Below are 23,424 nucleotides of genomic sequence, written 5' to 3'. Positions count from 1 at the left end.
AGATAGCGCTTATTGCAGCGATATTGAAGGAAAACCACAAAAAATAAACGGCTTCACGATACCAGGTTCTGGTCCCATCCTGTGCCAGGATCGTGGCTTTTACCACGTTGTTGCAAGCCAGCCTTTGGGGTTATGCCAGCTGTGCCATGTTTGTGACGATACATTTCCATGTCAGCACTGTGCAACAGACGGTTCAGGCTGCGGTGATCATGGCTGCTTGCCACACCAAAACTGGCAACAACCGCAATATGGGCATGGTGCCATAAAACCGGTGACCTGCCGAGGGACGATTTGACGCGATCAATAAAGGAATGACCATGCGGGGTGCCGTGATTTACCAGGGCAACGGCAAATTCGTCGCCGCCCAGCCGACCGGCAAAATCTTTTAGGGCCAGGTGTTTTTTAAGGATGTGGGCAAAATGGCGCAAAACAGTGTCACCTGCGGCATGGCCATGTTGGTCATTGGTTTTTTTGAAACCATCAAGGTCGGCGATTATCACGCTTGTTTCAGGACGGGAATTGGGGGTAGTGCCTAGGGTTTGTTTTAACAAACGCAAAAAACCGCGCCGGTTATGGAGGCCTGTCAGATCGTCGGTATCAAGCAAATTTTCAAGCTGGCGAACACGGTTTTCCGATTGATCAAGCCGGGTTTGCAGGCTGTGAACATGTTTAATCAGGGTCGATAATTCCGGTGTCGGCTCATCCGGGCGCGGCTGTTTTTGATCCGGGCGCAGGGAAGCAGCCTTTAATAAGGATTGCAGCAGGGGCAGATCAACATCTTTCATGTTGTTCCATCGCTTGTTTCAGGCAATGACAGGGGACGTCGAAACGGCTACAAAATGGAATCAGAAGTGTTTTTTTAAAAGCTGTCGGTTACAAGAGTCTTAACAATATCTTTGAAACCGCTTTTTAAATGAAAATCCGTCAAGGAGACGTGAGAAATGAGTTTCTGGTTGGGTCACAGGCACGTCAAAGTTGTTGCGGCAGCCTCTCTGGTTGTCATGCTTGGAGCATGCAGCACATTTAACCGCGACACGATTACAACAACAGGTGAAATTACCGATCAGGGGCAGGAATGCGTGACATTCCGCGCCAATGACGGGACGTTGTATGCACTGGCAAACAAGGCATCAGGTTTCCGCCCGGGTGATCTTGTACGGGTTACCGGGCATTCGGCACTAATGACGACATGCCGTGAAGCGTCGACCCTGATTGTTGATAAAATCACCATGCTGGCACCCGCAAAAACCGGGCAGTAATTTGTATAAAGTCCTATCGGGGTAACCCGATACAGGCGGTGCCGTCAGTTGCAAGCTGGCGGCATTTTTCTTTGGCTTGGGCAAGCGAGGCAAAGCCGCCAATACGCAGGCGGTGGAACCGGCCTTTTTCGCCCAGATCAATAACGCCAAGGTAATGATGATGCTGTGCCGCGAGGTCGGGATAGCGAATGGCAAAACTGGCCCAATAGGTTTCAGCCGAAATGGCCGTGCGAAACGCGCCAAGCTGCATGACAAAATCGTCGTTGGTTACTGGTGGCATTGCCGCTGTCCTGTCGGGTGCAGGGATGGCAGGTGCGTGCATGTTTGCCTGCGGTGATGGCGACTGTGTTGTTGCCTGATGGGGTTTTGTCATTGCCGGTGCCGTCGGCATTTGTTCGGGTGGTTGTGATTGGGGGTGTTCAGGTGCCGCCAGGGGAAGAGCAAAAATCGCCGAAGAACCTGCCACTGGCGGCATTGCCGGATCGTCTTTTTGCGTGTTTATGCCGGTATTCCCGGTGCGGGGCCTGTTGGTCGTACCGGCTGCATCTGTATCACTATTTTTGTGGCCCCACGGGGTAATGATTTGGCTGTTTTGTGGTGCAGGAGCGGGTTGGTGGGCGGTGGCAGGCGGTGTTGGTGGTGAGATGACCGGTTTGGATATGGTGGGGGGCGTTACAGTTTTGACCGGGGCGGTGTTTTGAATTCTTGGCTGCGTCCATTGTGACGCGGTGGCATTTTGTCCGTTATTTGATTGCATGATCGATGCCTGAATGACATTGGCATCTGCCGGGCGTTTTAATTTTGGGGTGCCGGATTTTGCCAGTTTGTCATTGCGATAGCGGCTGGAAAGCAGGAAATCGGTTGTCCGGGGATCCGTGCTGGCAGGAGATGTTTGGGAATAGGCTGTATTTCCTGCGTTCTTGTGGCGTGCTTTTGCCAGTTCCAGCAGGTTAAGCGGCCCATTTCTGTTTGTTGTGTTGCCAGCGCTGCGCCGCGCACTGCCGGGCAGGTCGGTGGGAATGGCATTAAGCCCGGATACGGTGTCGGCCTTGCTGTTAAGGGCGGCATTTTGGGCATGGGCGGGTGTGACGCCCCCCGCCTGGCACATCAATACGACCAGTGCCGTGACGCCTAACAGGTGCCGGGCCTGTGACGATTTTTGAGGTGCCAGATTGCGGCCCGGCCCGCCGGTTTTACCATTGGGCAGGGCACGGGCAGGGTCGCAAGATCGGATGTTAGGGTTAGAATGCATCACTATTCCGACCAGCTAGGATAAGCGTGCCGTTCGCGCAGTAGCACATCGTTGCGGCGTAATCGTTCCATGGCCCTGGCAAAAACGCTGTCTTCGGGGTAATTGCCATCTGCGGTATCACCACAGGGTTTGCCGGTTAGAATTTCGATGGCATCGCTGATATTATCGATGGTCCAGATATTAAACTTGCCCTGACGGATGGCATGAACCACTTCGTCGCGCAGAATAATGTTTTCGGCATTGGCTGCAGGTACAATAACACCTTGGTCCCCGGTAAAACCCTGATCGGCGCAAATGCGATAAAATCCTTCGATTTTATGGGCAATACCGCCTACCACCTGTGCTTCGCCAAACTGGTTCATCGACCCGGTAACGCCAATGTTTTGTTTAACCGGCACCTGAGAAATCGCTGAAATAATTGCACATAACTCGGCAAGCGAGGCTGAATCCCCTTCGATTCCGCCGTAATTTTGCTCGAACGTGACAGAACAGGCAAAAGACAGCGGAAATTCCTGGGCGAAGCGGGATTTTAAAAAACCCTCGATTGTCATGACCGATTTCTGCTGTAACGGGCCAGACAGATCGACCATGCGTTCAATATTTAAAACACCCAGGTTGCCCACATAGCTGCGGGCTGTAACACGGGCGGGCAGGCCAAATGCGTGATCGCCATAATCCAGCACGGTCAGCGCGTTTACCTGACCGATAACACTGCCAAAGCTGTCAATCAGGACTTCGCGGCGTTGCACGCGTTCGTGGGATCTGTCCTCAAGGCGGCTGTTGCGATGGCGGCGTTCTTCAATCGCACGTTTGACATCGGCGGCACGAATGGTCGTGCGGCCTGCTGTTTTTGCCAGTGCCCCGGCCTCGATCGCGACATCTTCGACCCGTTCGATCTGGGCGGAAATTTTGTCGCGTTCGCCCGCCCAGCGTGCGGCCTGTCCCAGCAATTGGCGAATGGCGCCGGTATCAATCGAGATGCCCGAACGTGCCTGTACCGAACGGGTCAAAAGCCCGGTATAGGTTGTGATGTTGCGGGCGATCGCTGGCATATCGGGGTCGATATCGGCCTTGACGCGAAAATGGTTGCGAAAGTCGACATCCAGGGAAAAGAACGAATAATAGTATTTCGGCGCACCAACGATGACAATTTTAACATCAAGCGGAATGGCGCGCGGTTCGGGCGCGCCTGCGGTGGGCGGGCCGGACTTTTGACGTTCCTCGATGCGGATTTCGCCGTCGCGCAAGGCGGCTTTCAGGTAGTTCCAGCTTTCTTCATGTTCAACCAGGCTTTCTGCACGTAATACCAGCACACCGCCATTTGCCCGATGCAACGCCCCTGGTTTGATCAGCGAGAAATGCGGGTGCATTCCGCCTGCCATCGGGCGATATTGAATTTGACCAAACAAATTATCGTAGCTGGGCGATGGTTCCAGAACCACGTCAGGATGCTCATCGCGGGAATGATCGATCAGCAAATTAACGGCATAGCGATCTTCGACCGTTTCAGGCATTTTGCCATCGCCAAGGTCGATTGCAGGTTGATCGTCGGGTTCTTCAAAAGCATCAATATTATCGAGGATATCTGCTTCAAGTGCGTCGAACCATGCCTTCAGGCCAGGCACGGTAAAAACCTCGCGCAATTTTTCAATGCGGGGTTTTAATACCTCACTCGCGGCCGACCGGCGCAGACTGTCGAGCGTATCGCCAATCTGGTCTTCAAGGTCGCGCGTTGACAGCAGGGTTTTGCGGGCTTCTTCGGCGACTTCTTCAAAAACGGCGTCGGCTGTATCGCGGCGTTCCTTGGTAAGTTTGTCCATCGCGATGGGTTCGCCTTCGTCGTCAAGTGCGACGATCATGACACCTTTTTCGTTTTCCTGAACATCAAGCCCGCGTTCACGGGCAAAATTGCGCAGAATCTCGAATTTATCGCGAACCTGATGGCGCGCTTCTTCGGTTTGGGCTTGGGTTTCGGTCAGGTGCGCCGGGGCGTTAAAAGCGGCGGCAAAGGCTTCGCGCAGATGGGAAATCAGGGTTTCCATCGCCTCGGTCAGTTTGCGGCCATTGCCGGGTTCCAGGCTAAAGGGGCGGGGGCGGTTACTGCGCGAGAAATTATTCAGATACACCCAGTCGGCGGGGGCCGGATGGTCCTCCATCGATTTTTTCAGATAATCCATTGTCGCGGTCATGCGCCCGGCCCGGTCCAGACCCAGCACAAACACGTTAAAGCCCGGCTCCGACATCGACAGGCCAAATTTCAGGGCCTCTGCCGCGCGGTAATGCGATGTGAAATCGAAAATTTCTGGCGTTGTGTCCTTTTGCGGGCTGCGAATACGGAAATGCGGAAAACTGCAATCGTCTGCTTCAAGGCGGGAAATCGGCATGTGCGCTCTTTTGTAAGGACCCCGGAAACTTGCATTTGGCAGGTCGCCAAATGCAAGTGCGAAGTGATTTTGGAAGCAAGGATATGCAATGGTCAAGCATTGCATCCGTGAAATTTGTTTTCCTGTGCTTTCACCGCATAATTTACGTCATCGTGATACAAATATTGTCGATTTTAGATGATTGTGTATCATGTTTATTCTGATGCCATAGACGCAAAATGACCAGCTGGCTCAATAATGGAAATGGGCAAAAATGCAAAAATTTCCATTCCGGATATATTGGTGGGAACAGGGATGAACCGGCAAACCAGCCACACTTATTCACAGTTTGAAATGATTCGTTCCCGGCTTGATTTAAGCAGCCGTGCGGTTGTCATTACTTTTTTATGTGATGTGTTGCGCCCACGGGGCGAGTCCGTTTTTTTGGCCGACCTGATTTCTTTGCTGGCGCCGGTCGGGGTTAGTGAGCGGGTGTTGCGTACCGCTGTGTTTCGAATGTCGCGTGATGGCTGGCTTGACACCCAAAGGGTGGGGCGGCAGGCGGTTTATCGGGTTACGTCGGAAGGCTGGCGATTGATCGAGCCCGGATGCCGTCAGTTTTATGCGGCCCCGGCTGCCGAATGGGATGGGCAATGGACCCTGATCATGTTTGATAACCATGTGATAACAACAGAACAAAAAAGGGTGGCTGCACGTATGCTGGCCTGGCGCGGGTTTGGGGCCGTATCGGGGAATGTGTTTGCCCATCCGGGTATTGATATTGCCTTGACCCGGCAAATTCTGGCGGAAACCGGGCTGGCGTCGGCCGCGATTTCGTTGCGGGCGGAAACGCAGGATATTGCCGAATCTGCATCCTTGCGGGACATGGTTGCATCGACGTGGGACCTGCAATCCTTGCAGCAGGAATATCTGCAAAAACTGGCCCTGTTTGAACCGCTGTTATCGGTTGATCTGGCTGCAGAATGTACGCCGGATCTGGCATTTGCGCTGCGCATGGTGCTTATGCATGGTTTTAAACAGGTGGTGTTGCGCGACCCGGGTCTGCCTGCCCGGTTGTTGCCTGCGAACTGGGCCGGCCACCGCGCACGGGATGTTATCAGGCAACTTTATTGGCAACTGGTGCCGTTATCCGAGCCATTTGTTGTGCAACATTTGCGCCCGTATCCGGGCGGAAACATTCTTGCCCCGGATTTAAAATCGCGCAAAGCCGAACTCGCCACCTGGTTTTTTAACCGGCTGGGCGGGCCTGCTGCGGTTTAGTTCCTTGCTGTATTTGCCTCGATTTTGCGCAGATATTTAAGGCCATAGGCAATAGCTAAAAACAAGGCCCAAAGGATAATGCCACTGATCGCAAACGTGATCCCTGATGTGTAGCCCATGGCAGTGGAGAACATGTTTGTTGAAACATTGCTTGCAAATAGCATGGACATGCCAATTGCGATGTTAAGAACAAGGAAAATCCAGGCGATGACCTGAAAAACTGTTTCCAGCCAATGCGAATTGCGTTTGGGGGCGGGAATGACGTGATTTATAGCATCTGTCGTCATTTGATCATCGCGGTATTTCTCTTTAAAATGCGTGTATTGCAATAGAATATTAAAAACGCAGTGGCGGCGCCATGGAAGAATTTGCGCCAAATAAAGGTTTTAGCGCATAAAAATAGTGTCCGTTGTGGGGATGCATATTGCAGGGCTGGCATTACGGATTGGCGGGTGAATGTGATTGCATGTGTAAATCTACCCGGCCAATCCGTTTTGGGTGCGTTTTTTAATAGCCGTTACATGACCTGGGCGTCGCTAAATTCGCTGGTTTGCAACAGGCGAAGGATGATGTTGACGCCGTGATGAATACGTTCGGTTGAACGTTCGGCACCAAAAGACAGCCGCAAGCCACGTGGGGGGACACCAACGGCAAATTGCTGGGCTGCAGTTAACATAACACCCGAATTTGCCGCATTCATGACCAGTTCGCTGGTTTCGATATGGTCGGGCAAGGTTAGCCAGATGTGATAATTGGTGGGGTGGAAGCGCACATCATATCCCTTGAGGCTGCCCAGAATAACGCCAAGCCGGCGTGATGCTTCCTCGCGGTGCCAGCGTTCATAGCGTTCAACCGTGCCGTCATTGATCAGGCGGGTGACCAGTTCCAGATTGATGCCAGGTGTCATCCAGCAGGTGGTGCGAATGCCGCTTGCCAGTTTGGCAATATACTGGATCGGGGCGTGGATAAAACCAATGCGTAAACCGCCGCCAACACTTTTGGAAATACCATTCAGATAAATGGCCCGTTCGGGGACAAAGCATGACAAGGGCGGGGGGGATTCGGGGTTTAAAAAGCCATAAATGGCATCTTCGATTAGCAGCAGATTGTGTTTTCGCAGCACTTCGGCAATGGCAACGCGGCGTTCGTGGCTCATGGTGCTGCATAGCGGGTTATGCAGGGTTGGCATTAAATAGATGACCCTGGGCGATTGTGTGCGACACAAATTATCCAGAACATCGGGCAAAATGCCTTCTTCATCCATCGCAACGCCACGCAGGCGAAACTGCATCATTGCGGCCAGACTGCGCAGGTTGGGATAGGTCATTTCCTCGCACAGAACCAGATCACCTGGTCGGGTAAACGTCATTAGCGCGACGGTCATGGCATGTTGCACGCCCGCAGTTGGCAAAACCCGGTCGGGGTTGTCATCCAGCCCGAAACGCCCGGCCATTTTTGCCAGGGCCTGGCGATGATGGGGCATGCCATATTCGGTTTTATACGTAATCAGGTTTTCAATCGGGCCGCTTTGCGCGATGTCGATCAACACCTGATTGATGTGGGTTTCCTGCGGGGGCAGGGGGCAATTCATACGAAAATTGATCGGTCCATCATCCAGTGTCACCGGATAGGCCGTGTTTGTGCCCCGGTTTTGGGTGAATGAAACGTCGGCGGTGCCAAAATTGACAGGGGCACTGTTGGTGCCGGATTGAACATAACCATTTGCGACGTCTTGTCGCATATCGGCAACCGTTCTATGGGGGGCGTTTGTGTTGGCGTCATTCATCACCGGGGCCTGGGGGCCTTGCGACCCTTTGCCAAAGGCAACCGGATGGCCGGGTAACAACAGGGGCGGGTCCGTTTCAAGGGGTGCGCTGACATATGTGCCGCGCCCAACCTCGCCAATGGCAAGGCCCAGGCGTTCGGCCTCGCGATAGGCGCGCGTTACCGTGCCAACCGTAACACCTAAATGATAAGCCATGTCTCGATGGGTCGGCAGGCGATCACCCGCCTGCAATTGCCCTTTTTCAACGGCAGCACCAATGGCCTGCGCAATGCGGCGATAAACCGGGCCGCTACCGGATGAAAGGTCGGGGATCCATATTGTCATGGTGACAATGTTTAAATTGACAGTGATACAATGTCAATGACAAAAGGAAATCGACACAATTTGAAAGCAGGAGGAAATCATGACGAATTGTAACGATACAATCCGGTTTCCTGCGACTCTCGCAGGCGGTGCAATGCCGCAAGACCAGAGCGCAGGGGATGCAAAAGCAACCCGCCAGGGTTTTGTGAGCACAGCGATCCGTCGCCTGTTTGCAAAATTGGTGTGGATGCAAAAAGAATCCCGGGAAAAGAACAATGTAAAGCGGCTTGATGACAGGTTGCTTAAGGATGTTGGGCTGACAAGAGCCGATGTCGATATGTATGTTTCTGCACCGGTTTTACGGGACCACCCCCCGCGCGGTTTTTAACCGCGTTGCGACCGGAACGCACCGCTCCCTCGCGTTCCGGTCGCCACCCCGCATAACGGGGACAATGTTGTATCCTGGATAGGCATACAATGCAGATTTGAGCATAAGGTTACAATTTCTATACAGGGGTACAATGTGTTTACTGCTCGGGAACTGACCGACGCTGCTGATTTTGTGCATGAATATGTTGCGCCAACGCCAACCATTCGATGGCCGCTTCTGGACCGGGCAACGGGATTGTCCATTTATGTCAAGCACGAGAACCACACGCGCCTGGGTGCATTCAAAGTGCGTGGGGGCCTTACTTTTTGTCGATATTTGTCACGATCCACACAAATCATTAACGGCATCATTAGTGCAACACGGGGTAATCACGGCCAAAGTCTGGCTTATGCTGCCAGTGTGTTTGGCCTGCGGGCGACCATTATTGTACCCTTTGGCAATTCGCGTGAGAAAAATGCCTCCATGCGTGCGCTGGGTGCCGATGTCATCGAACATGGTGACGATTTTCAGGACGCCGCCGATTTCGCCCGCCAAAAAGCGGTTGAAGATGATTTGGTTATGGTGCCGCCGTTTCACCCCGAACTGGTGCGCGGTGTCGCCTCCTACGGGATCGAGATGTTCAGCGCCATCGAAAAACTGGATCGGGTTTATGTGCCAATTGGCATGGGGTCGGGGATTTGCAGCCTGATTACGGCGCGCGATGCGCTGGGGCTTAAAACGGAAATTATCGGTGTTGTTGCCACAGGTGCCGATGCAGTGCGCCAGTCCTTTTACAAGGGCGAGATTTGCGAAACCGGAACCGCTGTGACCTTTGCCGACGGTGTGGCGTGTCGCAAGCCAGACCCTTCAGCATTTGAAATTATCAAACGCGGAGCGGCCGATATCATTGCCGTATCCGATGATCAGATAAAACAGGCGATGCGGCTTTATTTTAGTGCCACCCATAACCTGACCGAAGGTGCCGGTGCCTGTGCCCTGGCCGCGATTATCGCAGATAAAAACCGCGCCATTGGCAAGAAAAACGCTGTTATTTTAAGCGGTGCCAATATTGACCGCGATGCTTATGCAGAGATCCTGCAGGAAAGTAACGAAGATGAACCGGAAATTTGAAGACCTGAACCAGATTGGCGACATTTTTGCAAAAGTTGGCGAAATTGCGCAGGATTATTTGAAATCGGGCGATGATGCCCCGGTTGTATGCCATGATAGCAGCACCTTTAACCCCTACCTACCCTTGCCGGCACAGGGTGACGGTGCGCTTGCGGCCCTTGATGCCCTGAAACAGGATATTTTACCTTACCTTGCCACATCCAGCGGCCCGCGATACCTGGGCTTTGTAACCGGTGGCGCCACCCCGGCGGCGGTTGCGGGCGACTGGATCGCCAGTACCATTGACCAGAACGCGACCGGGCCGGAAGGGTCGGTTGCATCGGCAGTGGAACAGCAGGTTATTAACTGGATTTGTGATTTGGGCGGGTTGCCGCGTGCCCGGTTTGATGGTGCGTTAACCACGGGGGCAACGGCGTCAAACCTTTTGGCGGTGGTGACAGCCCGGCAATGGTGCGGCGAACAGGTTGGCATTGATGTGGACGCGGATGGTGCTGTTGCCCTGCCTTCGTTCGAGGTGTTTTCCGCCACCCCTCATGCCAGCATGATTAAGGATTTGTCGGTTTCCGGGGTGGGGCGCAACAATATTATTCGCGTCGCGACCGAGCCGGGCACCGAAGCCATGCATGTGCAGGATCTGGCTGACAAACTGGTAAACAGTGCATCAAAGGCAAAAATGGTTATTGCCAGTGCGGGCACGGTGAACGCAACCGATTTTGATGACCTGGTCGCGATTGCCGATTTATGCGCGGCCCATGGCGCGTGGTTGCATGTGGATGCTGCATTCGGGTTGTTTGCGGCCCTTGATGAGCGTCGCGCACATTTGTTGGCCGGTATTGACCGGGCTGATTCTATTACGTCAGACGGGCATAAATGGCTAAATGTGCCTTATGACTGCGGTATTTTCCTGACGCGGCAGATTTCGGTGCTGGAAAAATGTTTTCGGGCTTTTGCCCCGTATCTGGCGTCCACTGTGCCGGGCAATAACTATATCAATCGCGGGGTCGAAAATTCGCGCCGGTTTCGGGCTTTGCCGATCTGGATGGCGATTACGGCTTATGGTCGGGATGGTATTGCCGATATTGTGCGACGTAATTGTGATCAGGCACGTGACCTTGCCCATTGGGTGGCGGATCATGACGAGTTGATTTTGCTGCGTGACCCATTGTTGAATGTGGTGATGTTTTGCGGACGCGGCAATGATGATGCCAACCGCCAGCTTCTGGCCCGTATAAATGCGACCGAAAAGGTGTTTTTAACGCCAACCATTTATAATGAACGTTTCGGGTTTCGCGCGGCGTTTAGCAATTGGCGCACCCGGGACCATGACCTGGTTATTGTTAAAAATGCCATTCAGGGTGTTCTATAGTCGTCAAACGTGATGTTGCGTGGAAGTTTTGCGACCACGCCAGGGAAGAAGGTAGTTTTTATGACCCATACATCGTTACCGGTTTATCAGGTCGATGCATTTACCAGCCACCTTTTTGGCGGTAATCCCGCGGCTGTGGTGCCGCTGGAACGCTGGTTGCCTGACGGGGTGATGCAACAGATTGCGATGGAAAACAATCTTTCGGAAACCGCATTTTTCGTGAAGGTGGCCGATGGTGATGCCGATTATCATATTCGCTGGTTCACCCCCACTGTTGAGGTGCCGCTGTGCGGCCATGCGACCTTAGCCAGTGCCTATGTGCTGTTTAACCAGCTAGGCGTTACGGGCGATGAAATTCGCCTGCAAAGCAAAAGCGGCATTTTAACTGCACGGCGCGATGGTGAGGCGATTGTGTTGAATTTTCCCGCGCAGCCGCTGACCGAAGAGGTGTTGCCCGAAAATATTGCCAGCGCCCTGTCATCAGACCGTGCTGTTGCCTGTTTTAAGGTTGCCAGTCGCGATACCGATTATGTGCTGGTTTATGATGATGCCGGAACCGTGCGACATATGACGCCTGACATGTCGGTTCTTGCAGCGCTGGCAGAGCGCGGCGTGATTGTAACGGCACCGTCTGACAGCGATGACTGCGACATGGTGTCGCGGTATTTTTTACCTGCATTGGGTATTAATGAAGACCCGGTAACGGGGTATATGCACTGCGTTGTTGCGCCTTATTGGGCGCTAAAAACCGGCAAAACCAATGTGATTGGGTATCAGGCATCATCGCGGGGCGGTTTTATCGACTGCACCGTCAAGGGCGATCGGGTGCATCTTAAGGGGCTGGCGGTTTTGTATTTAAAAGGTGAAATATTTTTGCCGGACTAGGCACTGGTCTTGCCTGTTTGAATTACCTGCCCGCCCTATATCTGCCTGAAGCACCCCGCCAGTTTTGCAGCATTGGCGGGGTGTTGTTTTTCAGGCAGCATGAAGGGCATTAAAGTTAAAGGTGGTACCGGTGACAAAATCTGATTCCGGGCCAGCGAGAAATGACAGGCCGCTGGCAATGTCGCCCAATACCGATATGTCCGTGGCAGGCAAAGCCCGGTTTTTGCGACCCAGAATATTGGATTGCAGGCGGTTAACCGTAACGTGGCGATCATGTAGTGATTTCGCACTATGCGTGATCAGGTCATGAAGGCGGGCATTGTTATTGTTGCTGGCGTTAATGTTTTCGGTTGTACGTGCGGCTGCGGTTTTGCCAATGGCAATGATCCGGCCGCCTTCGCGAATAACCGGGGCAATGGCGTCGATGGCGGCAGCACTGTAAATGCGTTCGTCATCTTGCAGAACAAAAGAGACATTGTTGGTGACCAGAATATCAACCTGGCCAAAATCGGCGATAACGCGCGAAACAAGGGTTTTGATGCCCGAAACCCTGTCGCAATTAATGGCATAGGCGCGGGCGTTAACGCCGCGTGCCTCAAGCCCGGTAACAATACCGGCGGCATTCCATGCATGTGCGGGGTGGCTGATAATAACGTCGGCACCCTGATCTGCCAGGGTTTGTGCGCTTAAGGCACCAATGCCGTAATGTCCGTCGGTGACGATGGCTATTTTGCCCGCCAATGGTTTGTTCATGGCCGTTCTCCAAAAGAGAGGTTTTTCCTGTATGAAAAAACCTTACGACCCAAATCGCCGTGGCAATAGCCCCTAATGTCGCGACCTAGCGTTCGTTTTATGGAACGCTGTGCCAGGTGTTGGCCTAGGCACCATAGCCGCCATCGACATTTAGAACGGTGCCGGTGATATAGGATGCGGCAGGGCTTGCGAGGAAGGCAATGGCGGCGGCGACTTCTTCGGGCATGGCGGGGCGGCCCAGGGGGACGGCGGTTCGGATCGGGGTGGGGTATTTTGCCAGCGGGTCCAGCAATTCGTCATTTACAAAGCCCGATTGCACAACGTTTACCGTGATGTTGCGCGGGCCAAGGTCACGTGCTGCCCCTCGCGTGTAGCCCACCATTGCCGCCTGTGTCGCGGTAAAATCGGCCAGGCCGCTGGACCCGGCATGGGCACACAGGCATGACCCCAGTGTGATAATGCGTCCGCCCTCCGGCATCAGGGGGGCGGCGGTGCGAATGGTATAGGCGGTGGCGCAAAAATTAACCTGTTGCTGGCGTTTTAAGCCATTGATGTCGGCGTCGGGGTTGTCTACCTGGCCGCAAACAGCAATTGACGCTGCGTTGACCAGAATATCCAGGCGGCCAAAATGGGCGAACGCCGTTTGCACCATTGCGCTGACCTGCAAATTATCCGCCGGGTCGGCTTCAAACGATTTTGCTTTCACCCCCAGTGCCTCAAGTTCCTCGACCATTTCCCGGGCGATTTTGCGGTCGCAAACGTAACCAATGGCAATGTTTGCGCCCTGTTCGGCAAGCATCCGGGCGGTTGCGGCACCTATGCCAAATGCGCCCCCCGTTATCAGGGCGACCTTGCCGTTAAGAAGTTTACTCATGGGGGCTCCGGTGGAATGTGGGAAAGAACCGATTTGTCGACGATGCAACAGAATTTAGGATTTGTAAGATATAGACAAAAGTCCCTTTTTGCGGCACTCTGCGTTCATTATATGGAACAATGAGGTCGGTCATGCAGGATTTAAACGATCTTTTTTACTTTGCGCAGGTTGTGTCGCATGGTGGATTTGCACCGGCAGGCCGGTCACTTAATCAGCCAAAATCGAAACTTAGCCGGCGGGTAGCTCAACTTGAAGACCGGCTTGGTGTCAAGTTAATCGAAAGATCAAGTCGGCGCTTTCGGGTGACTGAACTGGGCCAGGCTTTCTATGATCGCTGTGCCAATATTTTGAACGAAGCCGAGGAAGCCGAAGCCATTGTGGCGGAAGCAAAAGGTGTTGAGCAAGGTGTTGTGCGCATCAGTGTGCCGCCCGCAATGCTTGAAACTGCCCTTGCCGAAGTTTTGGCCGATTTCAGCGAAAAATTCCCCAAGGTTCAATTGCGGATCATGGCAACCAACCGCCGGGTGGATTTGATCGAAGATCGGGTGGATGTGGCGTTTCGGGTGCGCGATTCGCTTGATAGCGATGCGACGTTAATTGTTAAAACCCTGGGGCTTGCTGACGCCATTATGGTGGCCAGCCCGACCTTGATGGAAAAACTGGGGCCGGGTTTTTCGGTTGATGACATTAACCGTTTTCCGACCCTTAGCATCAAAGGCGAGGATGCCGATACCATTCGCTGGCAGCTTGTTGGCCCAAATGACGACACGCGGATGCTTGATATTGCGCCGCGTTTATCGACCAGCGATATTTCCATGATTCGCCAATGTGCATTGCGCGGGCAGGGCATTGCGCTTTTGCCGCGTTTTAGCACCCACCACGCCATTCAGGCGGGCCGGCTTGTGCAGGTATTGCCGGAATGGCGGGCTGTGGGCGGCATTGTGCACATTCTGTTTAAAGCGCGGCGTGGTTTGCCGCCGGCAGTACGCGCCCTGATCGATCATTTGACCGACCGGGCACGGGAACGCACCCTGTGGGAATGTGACGAAGCCCTTGAACGTCTGTGCCCGCATTATATTTGTCGTGAAGGTGCGATTGAGGATGGTGTGATGAACAATCAGGCACCTGCGGATGTTAAAAAACTGGTTTCGGCCTGATCGTTTTGGGTGAGGCGGGTTATTTTTAAGGCGCTCTGACCGGGTTGCAAATGCAATTGTCAGGGCGTTTTTTTACGCGCAAAATGATATGTTGAACGTCTTGCCCAATAGTGCGCACGCGATTTTTATTGACCGCATGGCGGGGCTTTCGGCTAAGTAATAGAAATAACATGCATGATATCTTTGGTTTTGAAGGATATCGGCCCGCATTGCGGGATGTATAAGGCATTTGCGACAGGGGAAATTCAACGTGCTAGACAATGTCGTCGCAAACAGTGCGACACCGTTGCAGATGTGGGTTGTGCTTGCGCTGGTCGCTGGTTCGCTCGTGCTTTACGGATGGGAACGCATCTCGCTTGAAATGACGTCAATGGCGATCATTGCGGTGTTGTTGCTGTTTTTTAATATCGTCCCGCTGAACGATGGCGAGGGCAACAACCTGCTAGGGCCGGACACGTTGATGTCGGGCTTTGCCAACCCGGCCCTGTTAACCGTTCTGGCGTTGCTGGTTGTGGGGCAGGGCATGGTTCTGACCGGCGGGGTCAGTTACATTGCCGGTTTGATCACGGAACATGGCGGTAAAAACGCCTCGCTGGCGATTTTTGTTGGCTTGTTTGTGGTGATGTTGCTGTCGGCGTTTTTGAACAATACGCCGGTGGTGGTTATTTTTATTCCGATCATTCAGGCATTGGCCGAACGTATTCAGCGATCGCCAAGCTCATTGATGATTCCACTGTCTTTTGCTGCCATTCTCGGCGGTATGACCACCCTTATCGGGTCCTCGACCAACCTTCTGGTTTCAAGTTCACTGATTGAACTGGGCATGGAACCGCTGGAATTTTTTGAATTTACAGTGGTTGGTTGTGTTCTGGCGTTTTCAGGCTTTTTCTATGTGTTGCTGGTTGCACCCCGTTTGTTGCCTGCCCTTGCATCCATGAGCAGCCGCCTGACAAAACCGGACGGAAGTGGCAAACAGTTTATTGCCCAGATTACCGTTGGTCCGGCATCAAAAATGATCGGGACCAAGCCGGTTGCCGGATTTTTTAAAAACCTGCCCAATGTCACCATTCAAATGATTGTCCGGCGTGAACATGCCGATTTGCCACCGTTTGATGAACATCTGGAAATTCAGCCCGGCGACGTGCTGGTGGTGGCGGCAACCCGCAAGGCATTGACCGAAGCCCTGCAAAAAGATCCCGGCCTGATCCATGCCGAAGCCGCCGCTGTGCATGATGGCAGCACGAGTGACGAAAACAAAACAACACAGCTTCTGGCCGAGGTTATGCTGCCGCCAGGGTCGCGCCTTATCGGGTTTAACCTCGAACAGATCGGTTTTCGCTATCAGTATAAATGCCTTGTATTGGGCATTCAGCGACGGTCCCGTATGATCCGCACGCAGATGACGGAAATCCGGCTTGAGGCCGGGGATGTGTTGCTGGTGCAGGGCCGATCCGAGGATGTCGAGGCATTGCGCACCATCCGTGATGTGGTGCTGCTGGAATGGTCAACCCGGGCCTTGCCGCGGCCGTTTCATGCGCGTCGGGCGGCCTTTATTTTCCTGGGTGTTATCGCATTGGCGGCGACCGGGGTAGTGCCGATCATGATATCAAGCTTCATTGGTGCCGGGTTGATGATTGCATCAGGTGCGCTGAACATGCGTCAGGCATCGCGGGCGATAGACCGCAAAATTGTATTGCTGGTGGCTGCGGCACTGGCACTGGGCAACGCCCTGCAAATAACCGGTGGTGCGTCCTTTGTTGCGGATGTTTTGCTTTCTGCGCTGCATGGGGCCCCGGCACCGGTTATTCTGTCGGTGTTTTTCCTGATGGTTGCCTTGTTTACCAACGTTTTATCCAACAATGCCTGTGCGGTGCTGTTTACCCCGATTGGCATTGGCATGGCACAACAGCTTGATGTGCCGCCGCATGTTTTTGCGATTGCGGTGGTGATGGCGGCCAACTGTTCGTTTGCATCGCCTGTCGGTTATCAAACCAACCTTTTGGTGATGGGCCCCGGGCATTACCGTTTTATCGACTTTCTCAAGTCCGGTACGCCGCTTATCTTTTTGTTGTGGATTGTGTTTAGCCTCTTTGCGCCGTGGTATTACGGGCTTTCAATGTAGCCTTTGGGCCCTTCTTTTAGCGCATACAAAGCCCCGATGATCACAGCCGATCATCGGGGCTTTTTTTCAGGGCGGGGTTAATTTTTGCATATCCGCTTTAGGAACGCAGTTGCCTATGATTTTGGGAAACTTTCGACGCACCAGTCAATAAATGCCCGCACCGTGGGCGAAAGATGCCGGTTGCGCGGATACATGATTGATATTGTTTCGCGCGGCCCGTGAAAAGTCGGTAGGACTTCTTGCAGGTTCCCGTCTTTTATTGCTGACTGTACAACATAACTGGCAGCACGGATCAGGCCCAGCCCTTCGATACCGCACGTCAAATAGGATTCGGTATCATTGACCCGTGGTGTGTCAGAGGCACGCATGGTTACAGGTCGTCCCTCGATCTCGAACGTCCAGTCCGTCGGGCGTCCGGTTCTGCTTGATAAATACCCTATTTTGCGATGGTGTTGCAGGTCGCCAGGCGATTGTGGATAGCCATATTGTTTGAAATAGTCGGGGGACCCGCAAATGGTCCATTTGAAGTCTCCGATCTTGCGGATGACGAGGCTGGTTGTATCTGCAGGGGTGCCGGTGCGAATAACGCAATCGATCCCGGTTTTTATCAAATCTGCAATTTGGTCACTGGTCGTCAGGTTGAGCCTTACATCGGGATAACGGGCCATAAAGTTTTTGATTTTGGGCAATATAAAATGACGCGTGATCGAGGCCGGGGCATCGACCCGTAATGTGCCGTTTATCGTTTTACCATGGCCGGGAAAGGATGCCTCGACATCATCGATCTCGGCCAGAATGCGATGGCATGCCTCGTAATAGGCTGTGCCATCAGCCGTAAGGCTGATTTGCCGGGTTGTGCGCTGGAGAAGCTGAACGCCAAGGCTGCTTTCAAGTTCCTTTATGGCACGGGTAACCGTAGAGGGGGGCAATGAGAGTGTTTCGGCGGCTTTGCCAAATCCTTCGGCGTCGACCACCCTGATAAATACCTGCATCGCTTTTAATCGATCCATGACGACCTCCTGGGGATATGAGCAAATCCCTATTCGTTGTTGGTTAACGCTGTCTTGCGATGTTGCGCGAAAGCGGGAGCGCACCTCTCGTCGCAAACAATTGGTGATTATGGAATAATAAAAGTATCGATGGTTAAAATGTGTACAATTTTGATCAGAGATCTCGCACTGGATGCTGGATTTTAGGTTTATTATTCCATTTTTGCTAATAGAAAAACTCGAAATCGATTATGGTTTATAAGGGGTGTTTGGGCTGATTATTCCGCATCAACGGACGCCATATACGGGCGTTCCCATGTTTGTAACAAAGGAATAATCATGCCTGATGCTATCTCTTCCAATTCGGTGTTGCCTGTGTTGGTTTTGGGGGCGGGTCAACTTGGCCTTGCTGTTTTGCGCGAACTTGCCTCCCGGCTGGACCCGGCGCTTAATCCGCTTACGGTTGTTATTGCACCCTCAAGTCTTCAGTCGGAAAATGCGGCAGATATAGCGCTTGTCCGTGAGCTGAAGGGACTTGGGGCCAGGGTCGTGGGCTTTGATCTGGGGAAAACATCAACGGACGAACTGGCCGACCTCTTTCGCCCTTTCCATACGGTTGTAAGTTGTACGGGGTTCGTTGCGGGTAAGGGAACCCAGCTAAAGATCACCAATGCGGCCCTGGATGCGGGCGTTTCGCGGTATTTTCCATGGCAGTTTGGTGTTGATTACGACATTGTCGGCCATGGAAGCCATCAGGATGTTTTTGACGAACAATATGATGTGCGGTTGCTTTTGCGGGCGCAAAACAAGACCGAATGGGTCATTGTTTCAACCGGCATGTTCACCAGCTTTTTGTTCGAGCCAGCCTTCGATGTTGTAAACCTTGAGCGGAAAACCATTCATGGGCTGGGGAGCTGGGATTCGAGGGTTACCGTGACAACGCCGGAAGATATTGGGTTGTTAACCACAGAAATAATTCTCGCCGAACCAAGGTTTGTTGACGAAGTGGTGTTTGTGGCGGGGGATACGCTTTCCTACGGTCAACTGGCTGACATCGTCGAAGAAGTTACAGGCGAAACTTTTACCAGGGAAGAATGGACGCATTCAATTCTGGCGAAACATCTTGAAGGGCAGCCAGAGGACACCATGGCAAAATACCGTGCCGCATTTGCCCAAAGTGACGGTATGCATTGGCCGAAGTCCGAAACTTTTAATGCTGCTAACAATATTGAAACGGTAGACGTGAAAGGCTGGCTTCGCCAACGGTTGGCCAAAAGCTAGCATGTTCTGTTTGTGAGGGTGAATTTTGCCTTGTTGGGGCATTTCCTTGACGAACAAATGTCCTGGTTAATGTTTTAAAATTGAAAGCCGGTTTGAAGAAGTGCCTTCAGGCCGGCTTTTGCGGTGCTCAGGATGAAACCAGTTTTGGGGGCGGGCATACCCAAATCGGCATTAACCCTTGCATTGAACGCGTTTGACTTTTGCAATCAAGGCAATAGGATCGCGCTTCGTTTTTGTGAATGTGCCGTGAAATTGCCGGAAGAACCGGTATTGCGGTGTTTTTTCCGTCTGATCAGGAACAGCCCCATGGTCGATATTGCCAATTTTCCCAAGCCCGCCAATCGCCCTGCCAGCCCTAATTTTTCGTCGGGTCCGTGTAAAAAACGCCCCGGCTGGTCCGCAGATGCGCTTGAAACCGAGGTTCTGGGGCGTTCGCATCGATCTCCATTGGGCAAATCCCGCCTGGAAGAAGCGATTGACCGCACACACGACCTTTTGAACCTGCCCGAAGGTTATTTGGTGGGGGTTGTGCCCGCATCCGATACCGGGGCGGTGGAAATGGCATTATGGTCGATGCTGGGCGCGCGCGGCGTGGATATGCTGGCGTGGGAAAGCTTTGGCTCGACCTGGGTGACGGATGTTGTAAAGCAGCTGAAACTTGAGGATGTCCGCGTGCTTGAGGCCGATTACGGCAAGCTGCCGGATCTGGACCAGGTTGATTTTGACCGTGACGTGGTTTTTACCTGGAACGGGACGACAGCTGGTGTGCGCGTGCCCAATGGTGACTGGATTGCCGCCGACCGCAAAGGCCTGACCTTTTGTGACGCGACATCGGCGATTTTTGCCATGGAACTGCCGTGGGACAAGCTCGACGTTGTGACCTATAGCTGGCAAAAAGTGCTGGGCGGCGAGGGTGGTCACGGGGTGATTATTTTAAGCCCGCGGGCGGTTGAACGCCTTGAAAGCCATGTTCCGGCCTGGCCGATGCCGAAAATCTTCCGCATGACCAAGGGCGGCAAGCTGATTGACGGTATTTTCCGGGGTGAAACCATCAATACCCCGTCGATGCTGGTGGTTGAAGATGCCATTGATGCCTTGAAGTGGGCGCAGGATGTTGGCGGTCTGGAAGGTTTGCTGGAACGGACCCGCGAAAATCGCCGTTTGCTTGATGAATGGCTGGTACAAAGCGACTGGGCGGCCGATTTGGCCGACAAGCCGGAAACGGCGTCGAATACATCGATGTGCATTAAAATTGTCGATCCGTGGGCATTGGAACAGGATGCAAAAATTCAGGCGTTATTGCCAAAACGGATTTCGCAACTGCTGGATGCTGAAAAAGTGGCCTATGATATTAATGGCTATCGCGATGCGCCTCCCGGTTTGCGAATTTGGGGTGGTGCGACGGTAGAATCCAGCGATATCAAGGCGTTGTTGCCGTGGCTTGATTGGGCATATGGCGTTGCCAAAGCTGAAATCAAGCAAGGCTGACGATAGCGCCCAAGATATTATTTGCGTTTTTCGGGTTTTCCCGTTGCCCTGTGCGTCACAACACGGTAGTAACCGCTACCGGATGCACAGAGCAAGGCGCATGCGAACCAGATGCCTTGCCCGAATTTGCACGCACAGTCCGGAAAGTCTGAAAATATGACCGAACTCGCCAGGAAAGCCCTTCTTCCCGCCGGTTTGCAGGATGTCCTGCCGGTGGTTGCTGCCCAAGAGGCGCAAATCCGCGAAAAGCTGATGGCGAGTTTCGCCCTTGCTGGCTATGATCGCGTAAAAACCCCCTTGGTTGAATTTGAAGAAAGCCTGCTTGAAGGGGCGGCACCCGAATTGGCAAAGCAGACCTTCCGCCTGATGGACCCGGTTTCGCACCGGATGATGGGTGTTCGGTCTGATATGACCCCGCAAGTGGGCCGCATTGCCGCCACTCGGTTAAAAGATGATCCTCGTCCGTTACGTCTGGCTTATTCCGGGGATGTTTTGCGCATTCAGGGGACGCAGTTGCGCCCCGAACGCCAGTTTGCCCAGGTCGGCGCGGAACTGATTGGCGTTTCCAGTGCTGCGGCAGATACCGAAATTGTGTTGCTGGCCCTTGAGGCCCTTGAAAATATCGGTATGCCTGATGTGTCGGTTGATTTGAATTTGCCGACCCTGCCAACCCGCCTGTTTGAAGCCTTTTCGGTTTCCCCTGATGATCGCGAAAAACTGACCGAAGCGCTGGAGCGCCGCGACGTTGCCGCAATCAAGGCGGCCAACGGCCCGGTAACCGATGTTCTGGTAACTTTGCTGGAGGCCGCAGGCCCGGCCAGTACCGCATTGCCGCGCCTGAAACGGCTTGAATTGCCGTTGGGCGCGTCGGAAGATTTGCATCGTCTGGTCGAGGTTGCCGAACGTATTTTAGCATCCGACCTGGATGCCGCCTTGACGATTGACCCGGTTGAAATGGCGGGTTTCCGCTATCAGACCGGTGTCAGCTTTACCATTTTTGGTAAGCATGTGCGGGGCGAACTGGGCCGTGGCGGGCGTTATCGTGCCGGGGGGGCCAGTGGCGAGGCGGCAACCGGTATGTCATTATTTATGGATACGGTGTTACGCGGGCTTGATGCACCGGTATCACCCGCGCGGGTTTATTTGCCCTTGGGTGTTGCCCAGCGCGAAGCACGTAAATTGCGCCATGAAGGCCATGTTACCATTGCTGCCCTTGAAGGGGCGGCCGAAGCCAAAACCGCCGATGCTGCCCGCAAGGAAGCGGCACGGATGGGCTGTGATTTCATTTATCTTGATGGGCGGGTTCAACCGCTGGACGCGTAGGCTTTCGCTGGAGAAGTGAAGCTGTTTTTTATCGCTCAAGGAGTTTTGCGATGACCAATGTTGCCGTGATCGGTTCCCAGTGGGGGGACGAAGGTAAAGGCAAGATCGTTGACTGGCTGTCAGAACGTGCCGATGTTGTCGTTCGTTTTCAGGGTGGTCACAATGCCGGTCATACGCTGGTAATTGATGGCAAGGTTTATAAATTAAGCCTGTTGCCATCAGGTATCGTGCGCGACAAGAAACTGTCGGTGATCGGCAACGGTGTGGTTGTTGACCCATGGGCCTTGCTGGCTGAAATTTCACGTCTTCAGGAACAGGGTGTGACCATCACGCCTGAAAACCTGCGTGTTGCCGAAAATGCCTGCCTGATTTTGCCGCTGCATGGCAATCTGGACAAGGCCCGCGAAGCGGCTGCCACTGGCAACAACAAAATTGGCACCACCGGTCGTGGTATCGGCCCGGCATATGAAGACCGCGTTGGTCGTCGCGCCATTCGTGTTGGCGATCTGGCGGATGAAGAATTGCTGGCAGCCAAGGTTGATAACCTTCTGACCCACCATAATGCCTTGTTGCGTGGTTTGGGCCAGCCCGAAGTGGATGGAGCCGAATTACTGGCGCAGCTTAAAGAAATTGCGCCGAAAATTCTGCCATTTGCCGACACCGTCTGGAAATCGCTTAATCAGTTTAAAGAAGCCGGCAAGCGTATTTTGTTTGAAGGTGCACAGGGCACGATGCTGGACATCGACCACGGCACATATCCGTATGTCACATCGTCCAATACCATCTCCGGTTCTGCTGCAGGCGGGTCGGGCGTTGGGCCGTCGGGTGTTGGTTATGTTTTGGGGATTACCAAGGCCTATACCACCCGTGTCGGCGAGGGACCGTTTCCGTCTGAACTGTTTGATGCCGATGGCGACCGTTTGGGCGAACGCGGCCATGAATTTGGTGTGGTTACCGGGCGTAAACGCCGTTGCGGCTGGTTTGATGCCACTTTGGTGCGCCAGTCCGTTAAGGTGAATGGTATTCACGGTATCGCCCTGACCAAACTTGATGTTCTGGACGGGTTTGACGAGATCAAAATTTGCACCGCCTATGACATTGACGGTGAAATTTACGATCATTTGCCTGCTAACCAGCGTTTGCAGGCCAAGGCAAAGCCGGTTTATGAAACCATTCCCGGCTGGTCGGAAACCACAATGGGCGCGCGTAGCTGGGCCGATTTGCCGGCAACTGCGATCAAATATGTGCGCCGTATCGAGGAATTGATTGAGGCACCGGTGGCGCTTCTTTCAACCAGCCCGGAACGTGACGACACCATCCTTGTTCACGACCCTTTCAGCGCCTAGAATATCTGAATGCCTAATTGTAAAAACCGCCCGGTAATACGGGCGGTTTTTTGTGTTTAAATGCAAAAGGATAGATGACGATCTTAAGACCTGTC

General features: G+C 53.3%; 20 protein-coding genes. 12 read left to right on the top strand and 8 right to left on the bottom strand.

Annotated features, from left to right (window positions below; genetic code table 11):
* Positions 1 to 53 precede the first annotated feature (53 nt).
* Positions 54 to 785 carry a GGDEF domain-containing protein gene (locus tag J4E05_RS02740; protein ID WP_349592217.1) on the bottom strand — a complete coding sequence of 244 codons (732 nt, stop codon included), beginning with the start codon at positions 783 to 785 and terminating at the stop codon, positions 54 to 56.
* A 156-nt stretch (positions 786 to 941) separates the two neighbouring features.
* Between J4E05_RS02740 and J4E05_RS02735 the strand changes: the two genes are divergently transcribed.
* The gene (locus tag J4E05_RS02735) at positions 942 to 1,259 is read left to right on the top strand and encodes a DUF5818 domain-containing protein (RefSeq protein ID WP_349592215.1); all 318 of its coding nucleotides are present in this window, start codon (positions 942 to 944) and stop codon (positions 1,257 to 1,259) included.
* Positions 1,260 to 1,272: 13 nt separating this feature from the next.
* On the opposite strand, the gene J4E05_RS02730 is transcribed toward J4E05_RS02735, so the two are convergent.
* Together J4E05_RS02730 and J4E05_RS02725 are read right to left on the bottom strand one after the other, a co-directional pair.
* On the bottom strand, positions 1,273 to 2,511 hold the full coding sequence (locus J4E05_RS02730; RefSeq protein WP_349592213.1) for an SPOR domain-containing protein: 1,239 nt from the start codon (positions 2,509 to 2,511) through the stop codon (positions 1,273 to 1,275).
* Positions 2,512 to 2,513: 2 nt separating this feature from the next.
* Positions 2,514 to 4,895, bottom strand: coding sequence for an AAA family ATPase (locus J4E05_RS02725; protein ID WP_349592211.1), 2,382 nt, complete (start codon positions 4,893 to 4,895; stop codon positions 2,514 to 2,516).
* 294 nt (positions 4,896 to 5,189) lie between these two features.
* Here J4E05_RS02725 and J4E05_RS02720 point away from each other — a divergent pair, with 294 nt between their 5' ends.
* Entirely contained in the window at positions 5,190 to 6,155 is a 966-nt protein-coding gene (locus tag J4E05_RS02720; protein ID WP_349592209.1) for a PaaX family transcriptional regulator, read from the top strand.
* Here the strand turns inward: J4E05_RS02720 and J4E05_RS02715 are convergent.
* Both J4E05_RS02715 and J4E05_RS02710 read right to left on the bottom strand, forming a co-directional pair.
* Entirely contained in the window at positions 6,152 to 6,532 is a 381-nt protein-coding gene (locus J4E05_RS02715; protein ID WP_349592207.1) for a hypothetical protein, read from the bottom strand. The genes J4E05_RS02720 and J4E05_RS02715 overlap by 4 nt on opposite strands.
* A 140-nt stretch (positions 6,533 to 6,672) precedes the next feature.
* Positions 6,673 to 8,265: an aminotransferase-like domain-containing protein gene (locus J4E05_RS02710; RefSeq protein ID WP_349592205.1), complete on the bottom strand. Its 1,593-nt coding sequence runs from the start codon at positions 8,263 to 8,265 to the stop codon at positions 6,673 to 6,675.
* A 79-nt stretch (positions 8,266 to 8,344) separates the two neighbouring features.
* On the opposite strand from J4E05_RS02710, the gene J4E05_RS02705 reads away from it, so the two are divergent.
* The 4 genes from J4E05_RS02705 (at position 8,345) to J4E05_RS02690 (ending at position 11,996) form a co-directional block, all read left to right on the top strand.
* The gene (locus J4E05_RS02705; protein ID WP_349592203.1) at positions 8,345 to 8,632 is read left to right on the top strand and encodes a DUF1127 domain-containing protein; all 288 of its coding nucleotides are present in this window, start codon (positions 8,345 to 8,347) and stop codon (positions 8,630 to 8,632) included.
* A gap of 135 nt (positions 8,633 to 8,767) precedes the next feature.
* A complete protein-coding gene (locus J4E05_RS02700) occupies positions 8,768 to 9,745 on the top strand; it encodes a threonine dehydratase (RefSeq protein ID WP_085594146.1) in 978 nt (325 codons plus the stop codon).
* Complete coding sequence (locus tag J4E05_RS02695) at positions 9,729 to 11,111, top strand: pyridoxal phosphate-dependent decarboxylase family protein (protein ID WP_349592201.1); 1,383 nt, start codon at positions 9,729 to 9,731, stop codon at positions 11,109 to 11,111. Before J4E05_RS02700 ends, J4E05_RS02695 begins: the two co-directional genes overlap by 17 nt.
* A gap of 60 nt (positions 11,112 to 11,171) precedes the next feature.
* Positions 11,172 to 11,996: a PhzF family phenazine biosynthesis protein gene (locus J4E05_RS02690; protein ID WP_349592200.1), complete on the top strand. Its 825-nt coding sequence runs from the start codon at positions 11,172 to 11,174 to the stop codon at positions 11,994 to 11,996.
* A gap of 90 nt (positions 11,997 to 12,086) precedes the next feature.
* Here the strand turns inward: J4E05_RS02690 and J4E05_RS02685 are convergent, their stop codons facing one another.
* Both J4E05_RS02685 and J4E05_RS02680 read right to left on the bottom strand, forming a co-directional pair.
* Complete coding sequence (locus J4E05_RS02685) at positions 12,087 to 12,749, bottom strand: SDR family NAD(P)-dependent oxidoreductase (protein WP_085591524.1); 663 nt, start codon at positions 12,747 to 12,749, stop codon at positions 12,087 to 12,089.
* Positions 12,750 to 12,873: 124 nt separating this feature from the next.
* On the bottom strand, positions 12,874 to 13,623 hold the full coding sequence (locus J4E05_RS02680; RefSeq protein ID WP_085591521.1) for an SDR family NAD(P)-dependent oxidoreductase: 750 nt from the start codon (positions 13,621 to 13,623) through the stop codon (positions 12,874 to 12,876).
* A gap of 131 nt (positions 13,624 to 13,754) precedes the next feature.
* On the opposite strand from J4E05_RS02680, the gene J4E05_RS02675 reads away from it, so the two are divergent.
* Together J4E05_RS02675 and J4E05_RS02670 are read left to right on the top strand one after the other, a co-directional pair.
* Positions 13,755 to 14,780 carry a LysR substrate-binding domain-containing protein gene (locus tag J4E05_RS02675; RefSeq protein ID WP_349592197.1) on the top strand — a complete coding sequence of 342 codons (1,026 nt, stop codon included), beginning with the start codon at positions 13,755 to 13,757 and terminating at the stop codon, positions 14,778 to 14,780.
* A gap of 250 nt (positions 14,781 to 15,030) precedes the next feature.
* Positions 15,031 to 16,902 carry an SLC13 family permease gene (locus J4E05_RS02670; protein ID WP_349592195.1) on the top strand — a complete coding sequence of 624 codons (1,872 nt, stop codon included), beginning with the start codon at positions 15,031 to 15,033 and terminating at the stop codon, positions 16,900 to 16,902.
* 113 nt (positions 16,903 to 17,015) lie between these two features.
* On the opposite strand, the gene J4E05_RS02665 is transcribed toward J4E05_RS02670, so the two are convergent.
* Positions 17,016 to 17,912 (bottom strand): LysR family transcriptional regulator, encoded by an 897-nt coding sequence (locus tag J4E05_RS02665; RefSeq protein WP_349592193.1) that lies wholly within the window; start codon positions 17,910 to 17,912, stop codon positions 17,016 to 17,018.
* 318 nt (positions 17,913 to 18,230) lie between these two features.
* Here J4E05_RS02665 and J4E05_RS02660 point away from each other — a divergent pair, with 318 nt between their 5' ends.
* From J4E05_RS02660 to J4E05_RS02645, 4 genes are all read left to right on the top strand, one after another.
* A complete protein-coding gene (locus J4E05_RS02660; protein ID WP_349592192.1) occupies positions 18,231 to 19,172 on the top strand; it encodes an aromatic alcohol reductase in 942 nt (313 codons plus the stop codon).
* 306 nt (positions 19,173 to 19,478) lie between these two features.
* Positions 19,479 to 20,660 (top strand): phosphoserine transaminase, encoded by a 1,182-nt coding sequence (locus J4E05_RS02655; protein ID WP_349592191.1) that lies wholly within the window; start codon positions 19,479 to 19,481, stop codon positions 20,658 to 20,660.
* 156 nt (positions 20,661 to 20,816) lie between these two features.
* Positions 20,817 to 21,983 carry an ATP phosphoribosyltransferase regulatory subunit gene (locus tag J4E05_RS02650; protein ID WP_085591510.1) on the top strand — a complete coding sequence of 389 codons (1,167 nt, stop codon included), beginning with the start codon at positions 20,817 to 20,819 and terminating at the stop codon, positions 21,981 to 21,983.
* Positions 21,984 to 22,033: 50 nt separating this feature from the next.
* Complete coding sequence (locus tag J4E05_RS02645) at positions 22,034 to 23,329, top strand: adenylosuccinate synthase (protein ID WP_085591508.1); 1,296 nt, start codon at positions 22,034 to 22,036, stop codon at positions 23,327 to 23,329.
* Positions 23,330 to 23,424 lie beyond the last annotated feature (95 nt).

Origin of the sequence: Thalassospira sp. NFXS8 (assembly GCF_040148805.1) — a bacterium.
GTDB lineage: Bacteria > Pseudomonadota > Alphaproteobacteria > Rhodospirillales > Thalassospiraceae > Thalassospira.
The sequence above is the reverse complement of the archived record's forward strand: the minus strand, read 5'-3'. Positions and strand labels throughout refer to the sequence as shown.